Annotated in this window: 22 protein-coding genes and 1 pseudogene; 13 read left to right on the top strand and 10 right to left on the bottom strand. The window is 35.6% G+C overall.

All coding sequences use genetic code 11. The annotated features are described in order from the left end of the window. The first annotated feature begins 229 nt into the window (after positions 1-229). The gene (locus BR77_RS10590; RefSeq protein ID WP_035064891.1) at positions 230-946 is read left to right on the top strand and encodes an MIP/aquaporin family protein; all 717 of its coding nucleotides are present in this window, start codon (positions 230-232) and stop codon (positions 944-946) included. 82 nt (positions 947-1,028) lie between these two features. Here BR77_RS10590 and BR77_RS10585 read toward each other — a convergent pair whose 3' ends face one another. From BR77_RS10585 to BR77_RS10570, 4 genes are read right to left on the bottom strand one after another with little or no spacing between them, the layout of a single operon-like run. Beyond that, positions 1,029-1,478, bottom strand: coding sequence for an S-ribosylhomocysteine lyase (locus BR77_RS10585; protein ID WP_033257385.1), 450 nt, complete (start codon positions 1,476-1,478; stop codon positions 1,029-1,031). Positions 1,479-1,505: 27 nt separating this feature from the next. Continuing rightward, the gene (locus BR77_RS10580) at positions 1,506-2,147 is read right to left on the bottom strand and encodes a class I SAM-dependent methyltransferase (protein WP_035064888.1); all 642 of its coding nucleotides are present in this window, start codon (positions 2,145-2,147) and stop codon (positions 1,506-1,508) included. A gap of 9 nt (positions 2,148-2,156) precedes the next feature. After that, complete coding sequence (locus tag BR77_RS10575) at positions 2,157-3,302, bottom strand: cystathionine gamma-synthase (protein ID WP_035064884.1); 1,146 nt, start codon at positions 3,300-3,302, stop codon at positions 2,157-2,159. A gap of 11 nt (positions 3,303-3,313) precedes the next feature. Further along, positions 3,314-4,225: a PLP-dependent cysteine synthase family protein gene (locus BR77_RS10570; protein ID WP_035064882.1), complete on the bottom strand. Its 912-nt coding sequence runs from the start codon at positions 4,223-4,225 to the stop codon at positions 3,314-3,316. 270 nt (positions 4,226-4,495) lie between these two features. Here BR77_RS10570 and BR77_RS10565 point away from each other — a divergent pair, with 270 nt between their 5' ends. After that, positions 4,496-4,921, top strand: a complete 426-nt coding sequence (locus BR77_RS10565; RefSeq protein ID WP_015075125.1) for a DUF695 domain-containing protein — start codon at positions 4,496-4,498, stop codon at positions 4,919-4,921. Positions 4,922-5,101: 180 nt separating this feature from the next. Here BR77_RS10565 and BR77_RS10560 read toward each other — a convergent pair whose 3' ends face one another. Continuing rightward, a complete protein-coding gene (locus BR77_RS10560; protein ID WP_010052444.1) occupies positions 5,102-5,437 on the bottom strand; it encodes a DUF1622 domain-containing protein in 336 nt (111 codons plus the stop codon). Between the two features lie 170 nt (positions 5,438-5,607). Between BR77_RS10560 and BR77_RS10555 the strand changes: the two genes are divergently transcribed. Next, the gene (locus BR77_RS10555; protein ID WP_010052445.1) at positions 5,608-5,928 is read left to right on the top strand and encodes a MazG nucleotide pyrophosphohydrolase domain-containing protein; all 321 of its coding nucleotides are present in this window, start codon (positions 5,608-5,610) and stop codon (positions 5,926-5,928) included. Between the two features lie 205 nt (positions 5,929-6,133). Here the strand turns inward: BR77_RS10555 and BR77_RS10550 are convergent, their stop codons facing one another. Then, positions 6,134-7,078 (bottom strand): NADP-dependent oxidoreductase, encoded by a 945-nt coding sequence (locus BR77_RS10550; RefSeq protein WP_035064879.1) that lies wholly within the window; start codon positions 7,076-7,078, stop codon positions 6,134-6,136. Between the two features lie 424 nt (positions 7,079-7,502). On the opposite strand from BR77_RS10550, the gene BR77_RS10545 reads away from it, so the two are divergent. Together BR77_RS10545 and BR77_RS10540 are read left to right on the top strand one after the other, a co-directional pair. Continuing rightward, a complete protein-coding gene (locus tag BR77_RS10545; RefSeq protein ID WP_010052448.1) occupies positions 7,503-8,015 on the top strand; it encodes a PTS sugar transporter subunit IIA in 513 nt (170 codons plus the stop codon). Between the two features lie 40 nt (positions 8,016-8,055). Continuing rightward, complete coding sequence (locus BR77_RS10540; RefSeq protein ID WP_010052451.1) at positions 8,056-8,892, top strand: PRD domain-containing protein; 837 nt, start codon at positions 8,056-8,058, stop codon at positions 8,890-8,892. A gap of 68 nt (positions 8,893-8,960) precedes the next feature. On the opposite strand, the gene BR77_RS10535 is transcribed toward BR77_RS10540, so the two are convergent. Continuing rightward, entirely contained in the window at positions 8,961-10,496 is a 1,536-nt protein-coding gene (locus tag BR77_RS10535) for a lipopolysaccharide biosynthesis protein (protein WP_035064876.1), read from the bottom strand. Positions 10,497-10,748: 252 nt separating this feature from the next. Between BR77_RS10535 and yycF the strand changes: the two genes are divergently transcribed. From yycF to BR77_RS10505, 6 genes are all read left to right on the top strand, one after another. Continuing rightward, positions 10,749-11,456: a response regulator YycF gene (gene yycF, locus BR77_RS10530; protein ID WP_010052454.1), complete on the top strand. Its 708-nt coding sequence runs from the start codon at positions 10,749-10,751 to the stop codon at positions 11,454-11,456. Between the two features lie 6 nt (positions 11,457-11,462). Beyond that, positions 11,463-13,292, top strand: a complete 1,830-nt coding sequence (walK, locus tag BR77_RS10525; RefSeq protein WP_035064873.1) for a cell wall metabolism sensor histidine kinase WalK — start codon at positions 11,463-11,465, stop codon at positions 13,290-13,292. Next, entirely contained in the window at positions 13,289-14,632 is a 1,344-nt protein-coding gene (locus tag BR77_RS10520; protein ID WP_035064870.1) for a YycH family regulatory protein, read from the top strand. Before walK ends, BR77_RS10520 begins: the two co-directional genes overlap by 4 nt. A gap of 1 nt (position 14,633) precedes the next feature. Beyond that, positions 14,634-15,536 carry a two-component system regulatory protein YycI gene (locus BR77_RS10515; protein WP_015075132.1) on the top strand — a complete coding sequence of 301 codons (903 nt, stop codon included), beginning with the start codon at positions 14,634-14,636 and terminating at the stop codon, positions 15,534-15,536. 144 nt (positions 15,537-15,680) lie between these two features. Beyond that, positions 15,681-16,493, top strand: coding sequence for an MBL fold metallo-hydrolase (locus BR77_RS10510; protein WP_010052462.1), 813 nt, complete (start codon positions 15,681-15,683; stop codon positions 16,491-16,493). A gap of 560 nt (positions 16,494-17,053) precedes the next feature. Continuing rightward, positions 17,054-18,376 carry a S1C family serine protease gene (locus tag BR77_RS10505; protein WP_410369087.1) on the top strand — a complete coding sequence of 441 codons (1,323 nt, stop codon included), beginning with the start codon at positions 17,054-17,056 and terminating at the stop codon, positions 18,374-18,376. Positions 18,377-18,504: 128 nt separating this feature from the next. Here BR77_RS10505 and BR77_RS10500 read toward each other — a convergent pair whose 3' ends face one another. Continuing rightward, complete coding sequence (locus BR77_RS10500) at positions 18,505-19,377, bottom strand: alpha/beta fold hydrolase (RefSeq protein WP_080732550.1); 873 nt, start codon at positions 19,375-19,377, stop codon at positions 18,505-18,507. Positions 19,378-19,657: 280 nt separating this feature from the next. Here BR77_RS10500 and BR77_RS19470 point away from each other — a divergent pair. Both BR77_RS19470 and rlmH read left to right on the top strand, forming a co-directional pair. Beyond that, positions 19,658-19,774, top strand: a pseudogene (locus BR77_RS19470) (hypothetical protein); the annotation flags it as partial. 148 nt (positions 19,775-19,922) lie between these two features. Continuing rightward, positions 19,923-20,402, top strand: coding sequence for a 23S rRNA (pseudouridine(1915)-N(3))-methyltransferase RlmH (rlmH, locus tag BR77_RS10490; RefSeq protein WP_015075134.1), 480 nt, complete (start codon positions 19,923-19,925; stop codon positions 20,400-20,402). A gap of 457 nt (positions 20,403-20,859) precedes the next feature. Here the strand turns inward: rlmH and BR77_RS10485 are convergent, their stop codons facing one another. After that, positions 20,860-21,648, bottom strand: coding sequence for a WxL domain-containing protein (locus tag BR77_RS10485; RefSeq protein WP_051926708.1), 789 nt, complete (start codon positions 21,646-21,648; stop codon positions 20,860-20,862). A gap of 21 nt (positions 21,649-21,669) precedes the next feature. Continuing rightward, positions 21,670-23,655, bottom strand: coding sequence for an Ig-like domain-containing protein (locus tag BR77_RS10480; protein ID WP_035064859.1), 1,986 nt, complete (start codon positions 23,653-23,655; stop codon positions 21,670-21,672). Between the last annotated feature and the right edge of the window lie 839 nt (positions 23,656-24,494).

Genomic DNA, 24,494 nt, shown 5'->3' with positions numbered 1-24,494 from the left:
GAAAAAGATAAAAATTCGAGAGGACAAAAAGCGTCCTATCAATTTTTCCTATTTTCTTGCCAGAGCTAACCGGCTCAACAAACTTTTTATCAAGGCTAGTTCTTGTGAGCCAGTCCTTCGGAAAAAAGATAAATTCCCAAAAAAGTAAAGAGCCACTTTTCTTGGAATTTTCTATTTTTCTGCCAGGCCTAACCGGTTCAACAAACTTTTTATATAAGGAGCGATAGAGATGAGTGGAGATACATTACAGATTTTTAGTGAGTTTTTAGGTACGTTGATCTTGGTTTTATTAGGTGATGGTGTTTGCGCGGCGGTTAACTTGAAGAAAAGTAAAGCGGAAGCTTCAGGTTGGATTGTTATTGCATTAGGTTGGGGTGCGGCAGTTACGATTGCTGTTTATGTTGCAGGTTTTATGGGACCAGCTCATTTAAATCCAGCTGTTACAATTGCGATGGCGATTGCTGGTAACTTTAGTTGGAGTTTGGTCGTACCGTTTATTCTAGCTCAGGTAGCTGGTGGGGTTATAGGCGCTACGTTAGTTTGGTTAACGTACTTGGATCATTGGCAAGCGACAGAAGATAAAGGTGCTATTTTAGGAACTTTTGCAACGGGTCCAGCGATTAGAAATTATCCTGCAAATGTTCTTACAGAAATGATCGGCACAATTGTCCTGGTTTTAGGCTTGTTGTCATTCTCTCAACATACATTTGCCGATGGAATGAATCCTTTAGTAGTCGGTGTCTTAATTATTTCCATTGGTTTATCTTTAGGTGGCGCAACAGGGTATGCTATCAATCCTGCTCGTGACTTAGGACCAAGAATTGCACATCAAATTCTACCAATTGCTAATAAAGGCGATTCTGATTGGAGCTATTCATGGGTACCCGTTGTTGGCCCAGTGTTAGGTGCGATCATAGCAGCAGGAATCTTTTTAGTTATTATGTAAAAATGATTGATAAATAAAAAAGCGAGCCTAGAACTAAGTAGATAAATGTATCTACTTGATATCCTAGGCTCTTTTTTATTTTTTAAAAGACTTCTGACCATTCATCGCGTTTAGCTAAAAATTCAGTTGCTAATTGCTGAGCACCTTCGAGAGTATGACTAGCAGCCCAACCGCATTGAACCTCATTACTTGCAGGAACTTCAGTTGCTACTAAAACATCTTTCATAGTCGCTTCTAAAACAGATAAGATATCATCATAGTTATCATGATTAATCACTGTTAAATAAAAACCAGTTTGGCAACCCATTGGACTCCAATCCACTACATAATCTGCATGGTTACGAATCAGTTCAGCTGTTAAATGCTCTAAAGAATGGAGACTTTTCATTTCCATATGCTCTTTATTCGGTTGTTTAAAACGAACATCATATTTTAAAATGACATCGCCATTTTCACCATCTTTACGACCAGCTAAGCGAACATAAGGTGCTTTTACTTTCGTGTGATCTAAATTAAAACTTTCAACGTTCATTTTTTCCACGTTTCGAACCTCCAATAATTAAATTTTAGTTGCTTCAACGATCCAGACATAATCATTCATTTGGATAAAGTTTGCTGTGAATCCAGCAGTACGAAAAGCCTCTTCCATGGTCGGAATTAGCGGGTAATATTCACGAACTAAATCAGCGGCTAAATCAGCATAATTTTTTTCAAGAGCATATTGAACTTTTTCGTCTAAAGCTTTTTTCGTCTGGAACATGGTATCTGCAAATACAAGTTTACCATTTTTTGGCAAGAGTGTGGCATAATCTTTTAAAGCCTCGGCCTTTTCAACATCTGTTAAATGATGAAAGACATATGAGCTGACAATCGTATCGATCGGCATGGCTGGACGAGGATAGGTTTCAAGATCCCCATCGTAAACAACAATTTCTGCTGGCAGTTTAGCTTTGGCTAATTGGCGCATCTCAGGAGAGGGTTCAATTGGAAAAACCGACTTACCAGCTGCTAGCAAACGCAAAGTTAAGTTAGCTGTCCCAATACCAAATTCTAAAACAGAAGAGCCACTTTTAGTGACAATAGTATCTAAAATAAGTGAATAGTCTTTGAAAACAGGTTGATAGGCGGGGTCTTGCCCTTCGACAAATGTATCGTAGTCATTCGCCCATTCTGAAAACACATCTAAAAATTCTCTACCCATAGTCTTGACCTACTTACTAGCAAGCAAAAGAGCTTGCTCTAAATCAGCAATTAGATCTTCACTATCTTCTAAACCAACAGATAAACGAATCAGTTCGTCTTTAATTCCAGCTTTTAGACGAAGATCGGCTGGGATAGAAGCATGGGTCATTAAAGCTGGAATCTCAGCTAAACTTTCAACAGCACCTAGGCTTTCGGCAAGAGTGAAAAGTTGGAGACTTTCAACAAAGGTCTCAGCTGAAAGTCCAGGATTTAATTCAAAGGAAACAATTCCGCTGTACCCAGTCATTTGTTTCTTGGCAATTTCATACCCTTTATGAGTAGGCAAACCATGATAATAAACCCTTGCTACACTAGGATGTTTTTCTAAGAGTTGCGCAACTAATAAGGCATTTGCAGCTAATTCTTCCATCCGAATACCAAGTGTTTTAATACCACGTTGGAGCAACCAGCTATCTTGAGGTCCTAGGACACCGCCAATTGCATTTTGCAAGAAACCAATCTCATCTGCTATAGCCTCATTATTTGTTGTCACTAATCCAGCCACAACATCGCTATGACCACCTAAATATTTTGTTCCACTGTGAACGACGATATCGGCACCTAGAACTAAAGGTTGTTGGAAGTACGGAGTAGCAAAAGTATTGTCTACAATTGTTAATAGGTTATTTTCTTTAGCTAGACGGGCAATCAAGGCGATATCTGAAATCTTTAATAGCGGATTACTAGGTGATTCCAAATAAACGGCTTTTGTAGTAGGTTTAATAGCAGCAATAATTTCTTCTGGATTGCTGGTATCAACAATTGTGAATGTTAGGCCTTGTTTTTTCATAACGGAATTTAATAAGCGGTATGTTCCACCATAAACATCATCACCTAAAATCACATGGTCTCCTTGTCCAAATAAAGAAAACACTGTATGAATGGCAGCTAATCCAGAGCCAAAAGCAAAGCCGCGTGTTCCTTCCTCTAAGTCAGCAATTAGTTCCTCCAAAGCAAAACGGGTTGGATTGCCTGAGCGAGAATACTCATAGCCTTTATGCTTACCTACCTTTTCTTGTGCGTAGGTTGAGACTTGGTAAATTGGAACACTTAACGCTCCTGTATGACTGTCACGGCTAATTCCACCGTGGATTAACTTGGTTTTCATTTTCATGAGAAACCCTCCTATCGATATATTTTTTGACTCATATAACGCTCGCTGCTATCTGGAAAAATGGTCACAATGTGACTTCCGGCAGGCAATAAAGCCGCCTCTTTCAGACAGGCTGCGAACGCAGCTCCACTGGAGCTACCGATAAAAAGCCCTGTACGTTTGGCAAGTTCTTTTACATAATAAAAAGCATCATCATCAGAGATGGTATAAATTTCATCAAATAGAGTTGTATCAAGAAATTTTGGTATAAATTCCATTCCAATCCCCTCCGTATCATGTCCATGAGCAGGTCCACCATTTAAAATAGAGCCCTCAGGTTCCACAATACACGTTCGGATTGTGGGTTGTTGTTCTTTCAAATAACGAGCTGTTCCAGCAAATGTTCCACCACTACCTGCCCCAGCCACAAATGAAGTGAAGGGTTCTGGGTGATCTTGCAGCAACTCTGGCCCCAATGTTTCATAATAAGTTAAGGGGTTATTTGGATTTTCAAATTGCATTGGCACAAAACTGTTGGGTATTGTCTGAGCTAATTCCCGAGCTTTTTCAATCGCACCAGTAATCCCAGCTTCAGTGGGTGTGTGAACTAGTGTCGCACCTAAAGCCTGCATTAAAACTTGTTTTTCTAAACTAAATTTTTCAGGAACAACAAAAATGACTTTTAGGCCATATTGTTGAGCCGCTAGAGCTAAACCAATCCCAGTATTGCCAGCAGTTGGTTCAATGATAGTTGAATCTCCATTGATAGCTCCTTCTGCAAAGGCCGTTTCTAGTAATTTTACTCCGAGTCGATCTTTAACGCTACCACCTGGATTGCACAATTCAAGCTTGGCAAAAATTTTTGTTCCCTGAGGAAAAGTAAAGCCTTGGATTTCAAGCAATGGTGTTTGTCCAATTAGTTCGTGGATAGTGTGAAAAAGCATTCGGTCTCGCTCCTTTAAATTAAAATAGTCACTATTCTGTGAAAATAGTTAAAATGATTATAGTTTACTTTCTTTAAATAAGCAATGGTTAATTTGTTATTTTTAGATAATGGTATAGGTAACTTGTTTTATTTTAGGTAAATACAGCTCCGATTGATAGATGTCTTGTTTATGTTATTTATAAATAAACAATATTGTTTTAAAGCATCGTATTTTTTAAATTTATGCTATGATAGATAGACAAAATAGTGAATAAAAGGAGAATGTAAAATGGTGCTAGATAATTGGAAAGTTTATATGGCAAAAATTGATGGTTTTTCAACATTGGTGCGCATAAATATGACTGCAAAAGAGCAAGGATGGGCAAATGAATTTCCTTTGTGTGTTGTATTAACGTTGCAAGTTTTAGCTAAAGAGGAGAATGGGTTTCCAACAGAAGCTGAGTTAGCACGTCTAGAAACAATTGAACAAGCAATTTTACCAGTAATTGACAAGCATGGTAAATTAGCCGTAAGTTTACTTAGCCAAGAAGGCACACAAGACTTAATTATGTTTACAGATAAACCAACTGAATTATCTTCTGCAGTGGATAAAAAATTAATTTCTTTAGATATTCCAGAAGCAGAATTTCAGTTAGGGTCACCAGATGGCGATGATCAATGGGCTTGGTATGATTTTGTTTATCCTAAAGACTAAATTTTAGGAGGAATTGATAGATATTTTGATAACAGGGCTTCCGCCATTTAGATTATATCTAGTGTTAACTATTTAGAGAGTGTACTAATTATAAGTTTTTTGCTTAATTAGTTCTAGACAATACAAAAAGCGAAAAGAATACTAGTTTCTTTTCGCTTTTTACATACATTAGGTTCGATTTTATTCTTTAATGGCTTCAATTTCCTTTGTTAAGAAGTAGGAAATGGCTGTTCGAATCACTACAATAGAAGCAAGCACTATCAAATCTTGGAAAGATGGGTTTAAAATAGATTCAATAATATCAGCGGCTATCAAGATTTCAAGTCCAAATAGAATATAAGACCCAAGGTGATTTTTGATAATATTGTTATTTCGAATGATATCTTGGCGTGATTTATGGCTAAATTCAGACTTAATCAGATCTTTTGAAGCTAGTAAAACACCCCAAACAATAATTAAAATAGAGGCAGCATCAAGCGCGAAAATTAGAATTTCTAATAGATGTTTATATGACATTTTTTCACATCCTGTCTAAGTAAAATAGTAGTTATCTTCATTCTACTATGGAACTACTTGAAAGTACAAAGTTTACGTAAAGTTGAGACTGAATTTCCAAATTTGGGCTAGACAGATGAGTGTACTCGTTTATACTAAAAGTATCAGATTGGCAAGGGAGATGATGAAAAATGGAGATTACTGAATTTCAAGACTGGGTTCGTGACTATTATTTAGCTAGAGGGTGGAGTGATTTAAATATATTTATTCGGATAGGTTTTTTATCTGAAGAGACTGGTGAAGTAGCCAGAGCCATTCGTGCGATTGAAATTGGTCGAGATCGTCCAGATGAAGCTGACCAAAATGATGTTGAACTGAAAGAAAATTTGAAAGAAGAGTTAGGCGATGTGTTAGGAAATTTATTAGTTATAGCGAATAAATATGAGATATCTTTAGAAGATATTTTAATTTCACATAAAGAAAAATTAAGTAAACGTTTTGCTGATGAATAAAGAGACTATCTGTATTCAGTAAATTAATGATTGAGCTAAACACCACATCTCATGCTATAGAAGCAAGATGTGGTTTCTGTTTTTTTTAGTGATGGTAAGGTATGAAATTTTCAGAATAATAAGCCAAACAAATGGAATATTTTTATGATAAAAATGGAATTGCTTCACATGAAACATTTTTCAAAGTGCTAAAAAACCAATGAAATCAGTTGTTTTCAACAGATAAAATAATTTTTCCGGCTTGTTTTTTTGTTTCAATCGCTTGATGAGCTTTAGAGGCTCCAACTGCAGTTAAAGGAAATTCAAGAGCTGTTTCCATAATAATTTCTTTGCGTTGGTAAAGGTCACTCAAATACGTTAATGCTTTTCCAGTGGTCATGTCTTTCGTTCTTTGGATGCTGACAATAGTAACATTTTTATCTGGTTGAGCCCCGGGAACTGCAGTTAATGAAAGGTAGTAGCCGCCATCTTTTACTAAATCTAAACCAGAAGGGGCACCTTTCCCACCAAAAGAAGCATCTAATACAATATCTGCCCTATTTGCTAACGAACTAGTACTGTGTTCTTCATTATAAGCCACGAACTCATCTGCACCTAAACTCAGTACATACTCTTTATTTCGGCTATTGCCGATGCCGATGACATACAAGCCATTATCTTTAGCAATTTGGACAGCGACACCTCCTACAGCACCAGAGGCACCTTGAATGATAATAGTTGCCCCTTTTTTTACTGGAGCAAATCCCATAATTGCCCAATAAGCTGTTACGCTAACAGAAGCAAATCCTGCCGCAATTGACAGGCTCATTTTTTCTGGTTTTTTCATGATTCTCTTATGGGAAATAGCAATATACTGACTGTATCCTCCAATCGACGGATTAGCAATAACGATATCTCCAATTGAAAAATCAGTGACGTCATTACCAACAGCGATAATTTCTCCCACGACATCTGTACCGGGGATGATAGGAAACGCTAAAGGTCTAAATTTAGCCATTTCTCCACTTCTGAGAAGGGCATCATAGGGATTCACGCCAGCTTTTAGAGTTTTAATTAGAACTTGATTTTCTTTGTACGTAGGCAATTCTTTCGTCGTGATTTCTTCAAAAACTTCTGGACCACCGAAATGTGTAAAACCAATTGATTTCATATAAATTTCCTCCTTGTCTAAGATTGTATCGGAAAAGTACCTATTTTATGACCTCATCATAGCAAAAGTAAGAGAAAAAAACGAATAAAAGCAATTCGAGCTATTTTAAATAGAAAAAGGACAAATTAGAAGGAACTTTTAGTGAACCATGCTATACTACTTTTAGTTAAAATAACGTGTTAATTGGTTTAAAGTTTATGACGTTTTATTAAGAAATCTAAAAATAGATTGATTTTTCCTCTCCCAAAGCATAAAATAAAGCCATAAATCAGAATTAAGCAGGATAACTGCTTAATGAGTTTCATGTGACTAAGTAAATTAGGCATGATAAGAGCGTTCCCTATGGTGAGTGGAAAATCATTCAAAATAGTGAATCCTTTTGTCATGTTTTTTTAGGGTCAAAAATTTGAGGGGAGTTTTTAGAATGGGTTTATTTTTTAATAAGAAGAAAAAAGAAGAAGCAGTGGCAAGTCTTTATGAGGAATTAGTAGCAGTTGCGGATGGTAAAGTTTTACCAATTTCAGAAGTACCAGATCCTGTGTTTGCAGAAAAAATGATGGGCGAAGGTTTTGCCATCGATCCGACTTCAGATGTGATTGTTTCACCAATTAGTGGGACATTAGTTCAAGTAGCAGATACGTTACACGCATACGGGATTCAATCGGATTCAGGTGTTGAGGTTTTAGTCCATGTAGGGTTGGATACAGTTAATTTACAAGGCAAAGGCTTTGAAGCTAAAGTTAAAATTGGTGATGCAGTGAAAAAAGGCGATCCATTAGTGAAAATTGATCGTGAGTATTTAATCGCTAATGCACCAAGCATTGTTATCCCAGTGATCGTTACAAATGGAAATATGGAAGCATACAACTATGATTTTAAGGGTAGTAGAAATGCTGTAGCTGGTGAAACAGTGGCAATGGTTGTTTCAAAAGCTTAATCAATTTGTCCCCCTTGAATGGTAAGGAGCAGATGAAAAATTGAAAATAAAAAAAGTATTTAATCAGAATGCTGTTCTCGTTGTCGATGGAACTACTGAAAAAGTAGCCATCGGCAAAGGGATTGGTTTTAATAAGAAGAAAAATGATTTGGTATTTGATTATGATATTGAGCAACTATTTATTATGGAAAATGAGCAAGAAAATTTTCAACAGTTATTGTCACAAATTGATGAGTCGTATTTCTTTGCTTCAGAGCGCATTATTGAGCATGCAGAACACGCGTTGAAGGAAAAATTAAATGAACATATTCATATCGCTTTAGCGGATCATATTGCCTTTGCGATGGACCGTTTAAAAAATGGTATTGTTGTACGTAATAAACTCAGAAAAGAAATTGAAGTTTTATATGCTGAAGAATTTTTAATTGCTGAATGGGCCATTGAATATCTATCGACTCAGTTTGGTAGTGTTTTTACATTGGATGAAGCAGCTTATATTGCAATCCATATTCATAGCGCTCGAACAGGAGAGTATGGCAATTCAAAAAGTATTCGTGAGATCACAATGGTCTCTGAAATGGCACGAGTAGTTGGTGAAGAACTAGTTTTGGATTTTAACCAAGCTGACTTGAGTTTGTCTTATTCACGTTTAGTCACTCATTTGCGCTTTGTGCTGGAACGTTTTTATACGAAAAAATACCACACAATGGATTTAGAAGTTTTGGCCATTATAAAAAAGAATTACCATGCTAGTTATCAAATTGCTCTAAAAGTAGCAGAAATGATGAAACAAGATTTCAATGTAGTCCTACCAGATGATGAGTTAGGCTATATCACGATTCATATCGAGCGTCTAAGCGGATTAAAAAATATATGACTAAAAGCCGTGCAACTTGTGCGGTTTTTTTATTTAGATTATAACCTGGGAAATACTTTTTCCATCTATTAGGATTTCTTTTTAAACAGAGTTGAGAAAATGAGTTCTTTTGAATCTTTATATTTTTGTGACCGATGATAAACTGAAATTGCCAAGAGATTAGGGATAATTAGACACATGAGAGCTAAACATAAAAAGGCACTAAATGGGGCTAAAGACCAAGAATAAATGAACTGTTTCGTTAGGAAGATTAAGAGTCCACTGACTAGTATAACGGATCCATATCCAAAAAACTCTTGGTAAAAGACTCGAGCACTTTTTTTGAAAATTCCGCGATATACAATTATCGGCAAAACAATTAGATCCTTGATTAGATAACAAATTGTTGTTGCTAAAAAAATCCCAATTAAACCCAAATACTGATTAAGTAGTAAAGAGAAGGCAATCTTTAACAATGCATAGAAGATGTGAAGATACTTATCAGGTTTGAATAGTCCAGCAGCTCCTCGAATTGAGCCGTTAATTGTCGTTAAACTAGCAATTGTGAAATTTAAAACCAAAATGAAAACAATTGAGTTATCAAAGAGGAATTTATCGCCTAACCAGAGTTGCATAAAGGGGTTAAACAGAGCCAATAATGTAACGGCTGAAAAATTAACAATCATAAAGTTGATAAAGTTTGCCATCCGATACGTTTCAAAAAGCCGTTTCAGTTTTCCTTCAGCAAGCAACAGACCAAAACTGGCACTAATTCCAGTCGAAAACTGCGTAACTAAATTGAGTAAAGTTGAACTAATGAGCGTGTAGTTTGAGAAAATACTGACCGTTCCTAAGTTATAAAAAGCATTAATCAAAATACTATCCAAACCAGTCATGATAAAGGTTCCGATTCGATGGAAAGCTAAAGATTTAGTATTATCAATAATAGTTTCTTTTAAGGCCGGTTCTAAGCGACTATTTTTGAGCGTTTTTAAATAGGCATACTTTTTTTGGATAAAGAGTGATAATACATAATTCTCAATTAAGCGTAAAAAGATATCAACGACTAAAAATAAAATGAAGTTTTGTGTTTTCATAATAATGAAAATTTGCAAGAGAGCTCTGATAATGGAGTAAATAATATCTGCGAGTGTGGCATAATAACCATCTTGATTGGCAGTCAGTAATAACCGTTTGTATGTAAATAAATAAGTAGTCATAGTACTCAAAATAAAAAGACTAAAAACGGCGATAATGTAAGAGTTGCTAAAGCCAGAGTCAGAACCAATTAATGTCGGCATAAAACTAGCTAAAATAATGCCTAAAAAACCAATAATGGCGATAATCCAATAATAGATTTTTTTGTAGACGCTTAACAGCCGATTAATCAAGTCATGATTTTTTTCGGCTAGTGGTTTGTAGAGACTAAACAATAAACTATTTCCGAGTCCTAGTTCAACTAAACTAAGCATGGCTACAATATTGGTGAAATAGTTATTTAACCCGTTTGCATCGTTGCCTAAATAATCAATAAAGACTTTTCTCGTCACAAATCCGAGTAATACAATGATAATTTGTGCCAGAATGCCTACTGTAATATTTATAGCTGATTTTTGTGATTTCATTTATTCTACGCTCCTAAAAAGTTTATTGTTTAGCGTACCAAAAAGACTTAAAGAAAGCATTAAATTATTAGAAGCTTATGCGATTCTTTAGAAGTGTTTAGTGCATTGGGCTTGTAACGAGCCACCAATATAAAGAGCTATGTTAAAAGTTTTGCACTTATGCCACTCGTTAGGTATAATGGAGGTTAGCATGGAGTTAGTATATCCATCAAAAGGAAGAAATGTTTTATTGAATCCAAGGAGGGTTACAATATGAAAAAAATATTAGTCGTAGACGATGAAAAACCAATCTCAGACATTGTGAAATTTAACTTAACTAAAGAAGGTTACGAAGTAAGTACAGCATATGATGGCGAAGAAGCCTTAAAAATGGTTCCAGAAGTAGAACCGGATTTAATTATATTAGATTTAATGTTACCGAAAATTGATGGCTTAGAAGTTTGCCGCGAGGTTCGTAAAAATTATGACATGCCGATTATTATGGTGACTGCTAAAGATTCTGAAATCGATAAGGTTTTAGGCTTAGAATTAGGAGCTGATGATTATGTCACGAAACCTTTTTCAAATCGTGAATTAGTAGCCCGTGTAAAAGCTAATTTAAGACGTCATGGAAATGCTGCAACACCAGTTGTTGAAGAAGATGACAATAATGAAATTGAAGTTGGAGCTTTGACAGTCCATCCAGATGCTTATATTGTCTCAAAACGAGGCGAAAAGATTGAATTAACGCATCGTGAATTTGAATTGCTACATTATTTGGCGAGACACTTAGGTCAAGTTATGACCCGTGAGCATTTGCTACAAACAGTTTGGGGTTATGATTATTTTGGAGATGTTAGAACAGTTGATGTAACCGTTCGTCGTTTAAGAGAAAAAATAGAAGACAACCCAAGTCATCCTGGTTGGTTAGTGACTAGACGTGGTGTTGGGTATTATTTGAGAAATCCTGAACAGGAGTAAGCTTTTATGAATAAGCGAATCAAAATTTTTCAATCCATTCATTTCAAGATTGTGATTGTATTTGTGTTCTTGTTAATAGTTGTTTTAGAAATTATTGGGGCTTATTTTGTTGGGCAGTTAGAGACAAAAATGGTCAATGTTTTTAAAGATGATATTTCAGAGCGTGTTAATTTTCTAGGAACAAATCTGCAGCCTATCTTAAAAAATCCTGATTCTAAAACGTATCATGAGGATATCAATCGTTTAGTTAGTGATTTCTCTCGTAGAAATATCTCGAAAACCGAGATTATTGATGTTGATCATTATATAGTTGGGACAAATTCAAATCCAAACACAATTGGACGTATTTCTAAAGACAATGACGTGAAGCAAGCCTTAGTCATTGGTAAACAAAGCGAAAGACCATACCCTGACGAAAACAACGATCGGGTATGGAAAGTCGTTATGCCCATTATTTCAGATGATAACAAAATTTTAGGGGTAATCAGTGTTGAAAGTAATATTGAATCGGTCTATAAACAAATCAGCAGTATTACTGAAATCTTTTTTAAAGCATCTATGATTGCTGCAGGAGTTACAGTAGTTTTAGCCCTATTTATTTCCCGGGCAATAACGAAGCCAATCTCGGAAATGAAAAAGCAAGCAACACAGATGGCTGAAGGGGATTATTCTGGACAAGTAAAGATTTATGGACAAGATGAACTTGGACAGCTTTCTTTAGCGATTAATGATTTATCAACAAAAGTCGAAGAGGCTCAAGAATCAACGGAAGCTGAACGGCGCCGTTTGGATAGTGTCTTGGAGCATATGGCGGATGGAGTTATTGCGACAGATCGGCGAGGTAAAGTTGTGATTATTAACGAGACGGCTTTAGAGTTGTTGAATTTAACGCAAGATAAGGCGGTCGGCTATTCGATTCTAGAAATCCTTAAAATACAAGAACATTTCACGTTACGCCATCTTTTAGAGACACAAGAAGAATTGATTTTAGATTTTTCTACAGAAGATAATGAAGTGACTTTGCGTGGTGAGTTTTCTTTAATTCAAAGAGAAACTGGCTTTATTAGTGGTTTAGTTTGCGTATTACACGATATCACTGAACAAGAAAAAATCGAGCGAGAACGTCGTGACTTTGTTTCGAATGTATCTCATGAGTTAAGAACGCCTTTAACGAGTATGAGAAGCTACTTAGAGGCGCTGAATGACGGGGCTTGGAAAGATCCAGATATTGCCCCACGCTTTTTAGCTGTCACTCAAGAAGAAACAGACCGTATGATTCGTATGATTACAGATTTATTAAATCTGTCTCGAATGGATGCTGGAAAAGATACGTTTGAATTAGAATATGTCAATATCAACGAATTATTCAGCCATGTGTTGAATCGATTTGATATGATGCTACAATCTGCTGATAAACCAGTGAAGCCATTTGTTATTAAGCGTGATTTTACTAAGCGTGATCTGTGGGTTGAAGTGGATGCAGATAAAATGATTCAAGTACTAGATAATATTATGAATAATGCAATTAAGTATTCGCCTTCTGGTGGTACAATTACTTGTCGTTTAATGGAAACCCACAATAATATCGTTATCAGTATCGCTGATGAAGGACTTGGTGTACCTAAAAAAGACATTCCGCATGTTTTTGATCGATTCTTTCGAGTTGATAAAGCTCGTGCACGCTCAATGGGAGGTACTGGTTTAGGCTTGGCTATTTCTAAGGAAGTTGTGCAAAAGCATGGCGGCAAGATCTGGCTAGAGAGTATCGAGAACAAAGGCTCAACCTTCTTTATTTCATTGCCTTATGTTCCTTATGAGGAGGACGAGTGGATATGAAAATAAGATATTTTGTTCGAATTGCCTTGGTTTTTCTAGTCGCACTAAGTCTAGTTTTAACGTGGGCGATATGGACAATGCCAAATAAAATAGAGAATAGTAGTGACTCTAACAGTAAGAAAACAGGTATTAATTCTACACTGCAAGAAAATGAAATTTTTTCGGCGAACCGTGTTGTTTTCCATACGGATAATAATCCAAAATTGGCTTCAAATCCTGATTTAATGGCTCGTTTAGATAAGGAATTTTATGAGTGGAAGTTTTCTAACATTAAAGATGCCAAAACATATAATGATGAAGATTATACAAGTAAGCTAGGCGAGGGAAACTCGTTAGAATTTATTTATCCAACAGCAAGACCTTTTAGTACATTAACCAAATCTTTTTCAAAATTAGCTAGTAATTATCGGAATCAAACCTTTCAAAGAATCGTGATTCCTTTAAATGAATCAGGTGAAATTCACTTTTTTGACGACAACTCAAGAACCGTTTATAGTGCTGAAATTGAAGGTTTCAATAAATCAACGCTATCAGATGTATTAACAAGCAATGAAAAATATTTTGTTGACGTTTCTATACAAAAACTAGCAACGCGATTTGTTTATCTACCAAAAGAGGAAGTCGAGTTGTCGAGTCCTTCCTATATTGCTGAACTTAAACCTAGCTTAGAGATTAGAAATCGTTTGTTTGAAGATTTATCTGAAATTACGAACTCTACTACTGCTGATAAACGTTTTGAACAGTATTATGATAATGTTAGTAAAGTAACCGTTGATAAAGAAACCAATATTTTGACGTATAACCGGAGTAGCACCAGCGTTAAATTGGATTTACAAGATGTATTAAAATATAGCATCAGTGAATTAAAAGATTTTGAAGTTTGGCCTGGGAAAATTCGTTTCTTCCAATATAATAATACGAAACAACAAGTTGTTTATCGTCGATATATTGAAGGTTTTCCTGTATTTGGTCGCGGTGGAATGGAAAATGATTTTGGCGGCACTTATCTAACGATTGCTAAAGATGGTGTATTATCAAGAATGCAAATGTCATTGGTCATTGCTCAAACACCAGTATTTGATGAAATGGCAGAAAAACGACTATTAAATGGATCTGAATTGATTGCACATTTAGATTCAATTGGGTATCCAATTAATACGATTGACAACATTGAACTTGGTTACTGTTGGACAAAAAATCTAGAATCCGATGGTTTAGAGTCGGAAGAATCTGGCGCTAATACAATTGTAGATTTTGAACCAAGTTGGTATATTTTTACAAATGGTATTTGGTACAATATTGACGAACTATCAGATAACCAAGATGGGGAGGCAAAGTGAAATGGATTTTAAAAGAATTGAGCTAATCTTCCTACTAACTTTCCTCTCGCTAAATATTTTTCTCTTATATTCTTATTTTGGTAAAGCTACAACATTAACTTATGAATCTGCTGAGACGTCGACAGTTGTTCCTTTTGATGAAATGAAAAAAGACGGAATTAAATTTGATGCGAAGCAGTTTTCAGATGAGAAATTGCTAGTGCCATATGTAAAGGCAAAAAATGATAATTTATTGAAACAAAAAGTGGATCAATTGCCAAAAGATACAACAATCTCAATGGAAGACAAGCATACAATTTATCGACCGCTAACGGAACCATTAGAATTATTTCCTGTTGGGGAAAAGTTTAACAGCAAAGATATAAAAAAATATGCTGAGAAAATTGATGCTTTTATTGCTAAGGAACATATATTTTTTGGTGAAAGTTATAATTTCTTTAAATATTCAGCTACCCAAAATGCGATTATCTATACGCAAAAAGCAGAAGGTTTTCGAATATTAGATGGTACCGGACGAATTACCTTTCATATGGATGGTGGGAAAATTATTTCCTACATTCAAACATATGCTGGGAAAATAGAAGTGACTGGAAAAAGTCGCCCATTAATTTCAGAAAAAAATGCCATTGAATCTCTGTATCAAAACAATGAGATTCCAGCAGATAGTGTGATTAATGGACGCCCTAAACTAGGTTATTATCGGACTTTATGGTTACCTAAAGATAATTTAAGTATTTATGGACCGGTTTGGTATGTTTCACTTAAAATTGGAAATGAAGAAAAAATTAAACTAGTGAGTGGAGTAGATGGGACAATTATTAAACATACATCCTCTACAACAAATGATTCTGATTCTAGCTCAGATGGGGCCGCAACGGAAGAAGAGTTAGCACCACTAGAATAATCGGAATATGATTGGGGTTGGGAGCAGAGATGCTCTCAACCCTTTTATTTGTAGTTAGAAAGCTTAAATTCAAAGTAGTTGGGCTTTTATTCCACTAGGATTTGTTGTAAAATAAGTAGGATGATAGAGGAGGCACTACTATTTATGATTACTGAAGAAACAGATGCGTTAAAAGTTAGTATTCTTGCTAGCGGTAGTTCTGGGAACGTGACGTATATTGAATCAGGCAAAAAGAAACTGTTAGTAGACAGTGGTTTAAGTGGGAAAAAAGTAACGGAATTATTAAAACAAATTAACCGTGATATTGCGGATATAGATGGTATCTTAGTCACTCACGAGCATCGCGATCACATCCATGGTGTGGGAGTCTTAGCTCGTAAATATAAAATGGATGTCTATGCCAATGAAAAAACATGGCAAGCGATGTCGCCAATTATAGGCGAAGTCAAAACGGAGCAAAAGCATATTTTTGAAATGGGCACAACTTTATCTATTGGAGATATCGATATTGAAAGCTTTGGCGTTTCTCATGATGCTGTTGCTCCACAATTTTATTGCTTCCACAAAAATAATAAGCGCTTCGCAATGATTACAGATACAGGTTATGTAAATGATCGAATGCGCGGTGTTGTTGAAAATGCAAATGCGTACCTATTTGAAAGCAATCATGATTTAGAAATGTTACGCATGGGCGCATATCCTTGGTCGTTAAAACAAAGAATTCTTGGAGATAAAGGTCATTTATCTAATGAAGATGGCGCAATTGCTATGGCTGAAGTTCTAGGAGATGCGACGAAACGGATTTACCTTGGACATTTAAGCCGCGAAAATAATTTAAAAGAATTAGCTCATATGACAGCAGTCAGTGTTTTACGTGAAAAAGGAACAGGCGTCGAAGAACAATTTAAAATCTACGATACTGACCCAGATAAAGCTGCACCACTATTTATTGTCTAGTTTGGTGATATAAAATAGAGACCTAGGAATTTTTCCAGTCTCTATTTTTTTACTTCTGAGTATAAAAAAGTAGCTATTTGCTAAAAATAAATACGAGATACTGCATAATCATTCATTCATAGAATTCATAAAAATTTCAAAATAGTGATTTAATAAGGCTATTGCTAACATAAATAATTCAAATTATGTTAGACTAATAAAGAAAAGATAAGAATTTAGTCCTATTATTTTCATATAAAATTCAAATTTAAATTGTAAACTAAGAGTATAGAAAAATACTTAAACTAAATAACGAGGTGAATTGGAAAATGAGATACGATGAAAATGGAAATTTAATTTCAAGTGAAGAAAATCATGCTGTCGACCAAGAACTTTCTTCTGAAGATGTAATGGGAACTGGTATGACCAATGAAACTTTTGATGAATATACAAATGAAAACCAAGAACGCTTTCCAGAAGAAGAAATTTTGGCAGATAGAAAAGCTTTAGATGATGCAATCGCTGCAGATAAGAGGGAAGAAAAACCACAACCAACGGTAGCGCCAACACCAAGTGAGCCGATTGTTGAAAAAACAGTTGAGCCGCGTAGAAAAACACAAAAGCAGCCAGTTGAAGCAAGCGCTGGAAATGGTGGAAGCGGCGGCGTAAGACCACCCAAAAATGAAAAGAAAGACCCACAACCACCAACACCTAAAAAAGGCGGTTTTAAAAGTGGTCTAGTTGGTGGTTTAGTCGGTGGATTAGTTATGGTTGTTTTAGGCGGTGGTGCTTTGTATGGGTACACGCAATCCCAAGACACAAACGTTGGGTCAACGAACAACAATACAGCCAAAAATGTGCAAACATCAAATATTTCAGCAAATGTAACGACGGATACAACTGAAGCTGTAGCTAAAGTTGAAGATGCTGTAGTTTCTGTTGTGAATATGGCGAACTCTCAAGGAAACTTCTTGCAAGGTGGCGGAAATTCAAGCCAAAGTAGTGATAGCTCTGACCTACAAACCCAAAGTGAAGGTAGTGGGGTTATCTACAAAAAAGATGGCAAGACAGCTTACATCGTAACAAATAATCATGTTATTGATGGATCTGATGCTATTGAAGTTATTCTAAAAGATGGCACAAAAGTAGAAGCCAAACTAATTGGAGCAGATCAATGGACAGATTTAGCAGTACTTTCTATTCCTGCTGATAAAGTGAAAACAGTTGCTACATTTGGAAACTCTGATGATATTAAAGTTGGAGAACCAGCAATTGCGATTGGTTCACCACTAGGAACAAACTTTGCAACTTCTGTCACACAAGGAATTGTCTCAGCAAAAGATAGATCCGTAGCAATGGATATTGATGGCGATGGCGTTGAAGATTGGGATATGACAGCAATCCAAACAGATGCTGCAATTAACCCAGGAAATTCAGGTGGAGCCTTAATCAATTTAGCCGGTCAAGTTATCGGAATCAACTCCATGAAAATTTCACAAGATACTGTTGAAGGAATGGGTTTTGCGATTCCAAGTAACGATGTTGTGAAAATTATCAATGAATTACAACAAAATGGTAAAATTGTTCGTCCAGTGTTAGGTGTAGTCTTAAGAGACCTATCACAAATTTCTGAACAACAACAACAAAGTGTGCTTAAATTACCAGAAGATGTTACTGAAGGTGTTGTGATTACAAATGTACAAAAAGATTCCGCAGCAGCTAAAGGCGGTCTAGAACAATATGATACAATTACTGAGATTGATGGCCAAAAAATTACGGATAGTGTCTCACTTCGTAAAGTTATCTACAACTTAAAAGTTGGGGATACAGTCGAAGTTAAGTTCTATCGTGATGGAAAATTAGAAACAGCCAAAGTAACAATGGAAGCAGCAAATAGCATATAAACACAAAAGACTGTTGGGATTTTAATCCCAGCAGTCTTTTTTATCATGGTTCTTGTTGCTTAAGCAACTTAGAAACATGATACACATCCATCAAAGATGGACTGTGATCCTTAAAGGTAGGTTTACTATTATAAATGTTTACTTAGCCAGTCTAAAATATCAGAATAAACCAATAAATGATTCGTTTCCATCAAAATTTCATGGCGCATAGTCGGATAACTGCAGAACGTGACATCCACAAAATCCAACTCCTCAAGCTCGCGGAAAACTTTACGAATCCCCACTCCCATTTGTCCTACTGGATCGTCCTCACCCGAAATAATTAATAGAGGCAATTCCCGGGGAATCGGATTAGCCCACCCAGGTTTTGTAGCATCTTGCAACAACGTAAAGAGCGTTAAAAAACCATTATTTGTAAAAATAAAACCAGTTTGCGGATGATCCATATAACGTTGAACATTTTCTTGATTTTCACTGAGCCAAGCAAATTCGGCGACATCCTCAGGAAAGTAATTGTTAAAACTACCGAAAGCCAATTGATCAACCCACTTATTTTGCTTACGAGGTTGTAACTTATTTAAAACCTCTAGAATTGGTAAAATCAGTGCTGTTTCTAACTTAGGTCCACTAGTCCCCATGATAATTGCGCCATCTACTGAAGCTCCATATTTCTGCAAATAATTACGAACAATAAAAGAGCCCATACTGTGACCCATTAAAAAATAAGGCAATGTTGGATAATCTTGCTTTACTAATTGATACAAAGTATAGATGTCTTCAATCACATAATCTTTACTGTTTTTCTTAGAAAAATACCCAAAATCAGAGCTAGCAGCGACAGAGCGGCCATGACCTAAATGATCATTGCCAACAACTAAAAAGCCATGACCAGTTAAAAATTCAGCAAAATCAGTATAGCGATCAATAAATTCTGCCATTCCGTGACTGATTTGTAGGACTGCAATGGGCTCAATTTCTGGTTTCCAACAACTAGCAAAAATTTGATTGACCCCATTACTTGATGGGAACTGTAATTCTACTTTAATAATAAGAAAAACCTCCTTAATAATGATAAAATCTATGAGTAAAGTGTACCATAGTTAGTGTAGAAAAGATAAAAATAGTTAGGATTTAACTTTTCCACAGAGGCTGACTAGTACACAAAATCAATCTGTTTTTTACTAAGATGTGGATAATAATTAAAAAAAAAGATGAAGATTGGGGATAAGTACTGTAAAATGATAAATAGGTGGATTATTAGTGGGATAACTTATCCACAAAATGAGAAAGGTGTTGTGGATGAAACCAATATACGCGTGTTTAGAACATATAGAAGAAGCGCTTGATGACGCTGTTTACGGCGGTTTTGAGTTGCCTGTTATGGAACAGTTTAAAGCTGTGGATAACAAAATAATAAAATGCGATTACTGCGAATGTCAACCCATATATATGGTGGTGAACAAGTGTACGCCTACCAAATCATGATTTTAAATTGTGGACATGTGGATAACTTTTGTGGATAACTTGTGATTAACGGAGGAAAACTGTGAATATCAAAATTATAACTGTGGGAAAACTAAAAGAGAAGTATTTAAAAATGGGTATCGATGAGTACACAAAACGACTTGGAGCTTATTGCAAAATCGAACTTATTGAAGTGCCCGATGAGAAAGCGCCTGAAAAATTAAGTGAAGCAGAGATGCTGCAAGTGAAAGAAAAAGAAGGCGAGCGAATTTTAGCCAAAATTCCTGAAAATGCCTATGTTTTTGCCTTAGCAATTGAGGGAAAGCAACGAACATCTGAAGAATTCTCAAAAGAAATTGAACAATTGGGGATTCAAGGAAAAAGTAATTTGGTATTTGTTATTGGTGGATCATTAGGATTGAGTCAAGCAGTGATGAAACGCAGCAACACACCAATTTCCTTTGGCAAGATGACATTGCCCCATCAACTGATGCGTCTGGTATTGGTGGAGCAAGTTTATCGAGGTTTTCGGATTATGAAAGGCGAACCATATCACAAGTAGTGAGGTTTTTTAGTGGGGAATGCTTTTATATAGGGGTTAAGGAAGGAAATGGAAAGTACGTGATGTGCTTTCTATTGTTTAGAAATAAAGTTATTTTTGATAGTAATTAACTTTTAAAGTCTTGATGAAATTTAGATATAAAGAGGTATCGGCTGCTTGAACTCCTGAACTTAAAATTGATGTGCTTACTAGACTTAATTTTACTATTTCCCTTATTGTTTATCTATATCCTTCGTTTAATTAGTGTACAGAGACTTGAATGATATCTTCATAGAGACCATTTGCTAAAAATAGACTAAAAAAATTGACACAAAAAATATGCTTTTCTGTGTCAATTTTCCTTGATTAATTTAAAAGGGTATATTTTTTTAGTATGTTTAGAATGAACATCTTATTTTTAGGAGTTATCATTTTCAGATGAATTTTGTCTTATCTTTAAATTTTGCAACAGAACTATTTAATTTAAAGGTTCTGGTGCGTCAGGTAAAACAGGTCTAGGTGGTGCTGGAACATCACTTAATGTCCATGTTAGGGTCGTTTTGTATTGACCAGCATCTTTGGGTGTTTGTCCTGGAATAGATAGTCGTACAGCTGTACTAGGAGTCTGACCTCCTCCGTAATTATCACCAAAGCTCCTCAACCAAGTCATGCTCCCGGCTCCTTCTGAAGCAAGGAAAACATTAACGTTACCTCCTCCAGGAACTAAAGGACCATTTCTACTATATGGAACATTACTAGCATAATCTATATTTGATTGTGTTCCTGAAACATCCCCCCCTGATCCAAAATGAAGTTCTGCACCTGTTAATTCTGAATTCGTTAGTTCCTCATTTTCAAACTGTTCCTCTTGTCTGACAAAAAGAGACCACCCACTATTTGTTCCTCGTAAATCACTCACTTGTACATAAGGGGCAACACTTCGTCCATCTTTTAATGGAATTAATTTAGCATAATAAACTTCATCTTTTGTGCTAATTTTTTGTTTTCCAAAATCCCAAATAGAAGCATAATCTAAACTCAATGGCCCTGCAGTCCCTGGATTTGGAGGGGTTGGCTCAATAGGTTCCACAGGGTTATTCGCATCTGGATCAACCGGATATAAAGGAGGTGTTCCTCCTGTTCCAGGAATCATATCTAGTATCCCGTTACTTACATAAGGTGTGTCCGCTGCGTGAGCTACTAAACTTTCTACCCCTAAACTTAAAATAAACGCGCTCACTAGACTTATCTTTACTAATGTTTTCATTTTTTCCATCTCCTTTTTTAATTAGTTTACAGTAACCTGAAGGGTATCTTCATATAAACCATCTGCGGTGAATACTGTAATTGTAGCGACTCCTTTTTTTAAAGCAACCAATTCCCCACTATCTCTATTAAGAACCTTAACAATTGTGGGATCATCTGAACGGTAGCGTCTATACGTATTGCTTGCATTTGTAGGTGAAACAGTTGAAGTGAGAGACCACGTTGACCCCTCGATTCCTGTTAAATTAGATTGATTGAACTGAACCCCGGATACCGGAATGGGTGTGAGTGGTGTACCACCTAAATAAACAGGAAAGCCCGTAGCTGTCATCCAGTGTCCAGAACCGACTGAAATGCTCACATTTTTTTCTCTTGCGCCTCCGTCAGCTGACATAATTTCAAGGTAGTACATACCGGTTTTTATTCCAGTGACCAACCCTGTTTCAGAAACAGTTATTTTCCCTTCGTCTTTTGGTTGAATTTTGTATATGACTTCTTTATTAGAAACATTGTAGGGTGCTTCAACATATCCATTGATTTGAAGTGTACCTCCGACAGGGATATTGCCATAGTTACTTAATAAATAGCCTATTCTTTCTGCTTTAATAGGAGCAATCGTTAAAATTAAACTTTGAGTGGCATTTCCAGATAAAGATTGACTGCTAATAGTAACAGAACCTTCGGAAATGGCTGTAACCTTTCCTTCTTGATCGACTGTTGCAATAGACTCATCTGAAGTAGACCATCTCAGACTTTTATCCGTAGCTTCTTCGGGTAAAATAGTCGCATTTATTGAAGCTGTTTCTCCTATTTTTAAATCGATTTTATCTGTGGAAAGAGCGATTGAATCAATCTCGATATCAGGTAACTTCTCCATAATATCAAACAAGCGAACATCATAGGTATAAGAAGTTGCTGCACCTGTAATCCCTTCAATTTGAACAGAAAAAATATCTCCTACATCATACGTAAAAGGTTTAGCTTCTGTTCCTGGTTGGAACATGATATTTGTATGTCCTCCTGCTTTGTTGGGGCTGATTAAAAACGCTCCCTCTGAACTATTTTTGGAGAAAGACCACGTTTCTTTCGTCTCTTTATGGGTTATTTTTACGGTCGTCTCATCCGACACTTGGTAGCCACGCGTGTCTAGATGAGCTGACCAACGAAGGGATTCCTCAGGACGATCTTCATTTTTCATTAAATCAATGGGAAATACTCCCTCTGAAGGCCAAGTCGTTATAGTCTCTTTTGGGATAGTTTTATTTGTTGTATCATAAATATACATAGCATTGTAATAGTTTGCCTGCTTAGTAGACGTTGGATTTTCAGCAGGTGCATATCCAAATCCGATTTCTCCAATCTCATGACTTAACAGCCATGAACGATGACCTACTTGCTTATTTCCACTGCCGTAATCTGCTAAATAAGCTTCTGTATGGTCATTTAAACTACGTTCTTGATAAGATGAATGTAATAAACTTTTATTACTATAATTAACTGCTTTTTCCCAGAATTTTTTCTCCATGTATTCCGGTTTAGTAGAATTAATAAGTCCATGACTTTGATCTCGGGTAGCCGCCATTCCTACAGCCGCATACTGACTCCATTCTAAAGGGTCAGATGTAGTTACTACATCTGATAACCGAGCAATTTGGCGATAATAATTCAGATTTTTTGTTGCATTTTCTATCGTTTCTGAATTTAATACTCCCAGTTTATACCCTGAACTTCCAACAAGAGGTTGTTCCAAATATTTTGTTTGAGGCAATTGCTCACTTTGTAATGAGTTATATGTTTGTTGTAAAGCTATTATTTCTTTTTTTTCTCCTGCAGTATATAAATGTCCATTACTCTCTTTTACTTTTTTTACACCATTTTCTATACGTTGAGTATTCTCAAATGGTGGTAATACCCCTTCTTGATCCATTGCATTCACTGTCATTATATTGATACCACTTACTACAAAACAAGTAATCATTAATGTAATGGCTCTTTTTTTTAAGCTCATTTTTTTTCCTCCTCCATTTTAGTTATTTCAACTACTATCTTGATTATAATTTAAAAGTAACATTGGTATTATTTTTTTTTGTTTTTTAAAGACAAAAAAAAAATAATGTTGTATTTAGTAACATTGGACCAATTGATAATCCAATTATTTTAGAAAGTAGAGAAGATTTTGAGTGGCTAATGAAAAACAATAAATAAGGTTACTTTGATGAGGCGGTATTAACAGATTCTGCAATTGAACTTATGGAACAAAGAGAGGATAATGACTTTATTAATGAGTTGGTATGGGGTATATCCAAAGATGAATTACCTGAAGTTATACAACACCGTCTAAATCTGATGAAACAGATGAAATATCTTATTTTATTTCGGATGAATATGAACAAGTTGAATTTGTAATAGGGTACGGCGGAGTCCACCTTAATAGTCATCGCCTCATAAATTAATCAAAAAAAGCCACCTGATGGAGAGTCAGGTGGCAAAAAGGAGTTATCATGGCTGTAGATTTTATAAATCGTACAGACATGATACAAATCAGTTCAAAGAACTGACTTTGATCAATTGGTCCATTACACTTTGGAGGAGTTGTAATGAAAAAATGAAAATAAAAAGTTAGTTTGGTTGTTGTTTAGCTTTAGGTAAGAATGTCTGTCATCCTTACTACTCTTTTAGTATACTCATAAAATGTGAAGAAAGTATGTTAAAAAGAATAAAGAAGTTTGATGAATATAAGAAGTAAATAGATAAAAATACAATAAATATATCGAATTTAATACATAGTTACTTATCTACATATCACTATATAATGATTTTTTTGAATTTTAATTTATATATTTAATT

This window comes from Carnobacterium maltaromaticum DSM 20342 (assembly GCF_000744945.1).
Taxonomy (GTDB): Bacteria; Bacillota; Bacilli; order Lactobacillales; family Carnobacteriaceae; genus Carnobacterium; species Carnobacterium maltaromaticum.
The sequence above is the reverse complement of the archived record's forward strand: the minus strand, read 5'-3'. Positions and strand labels throughout refer to the sequence as shown.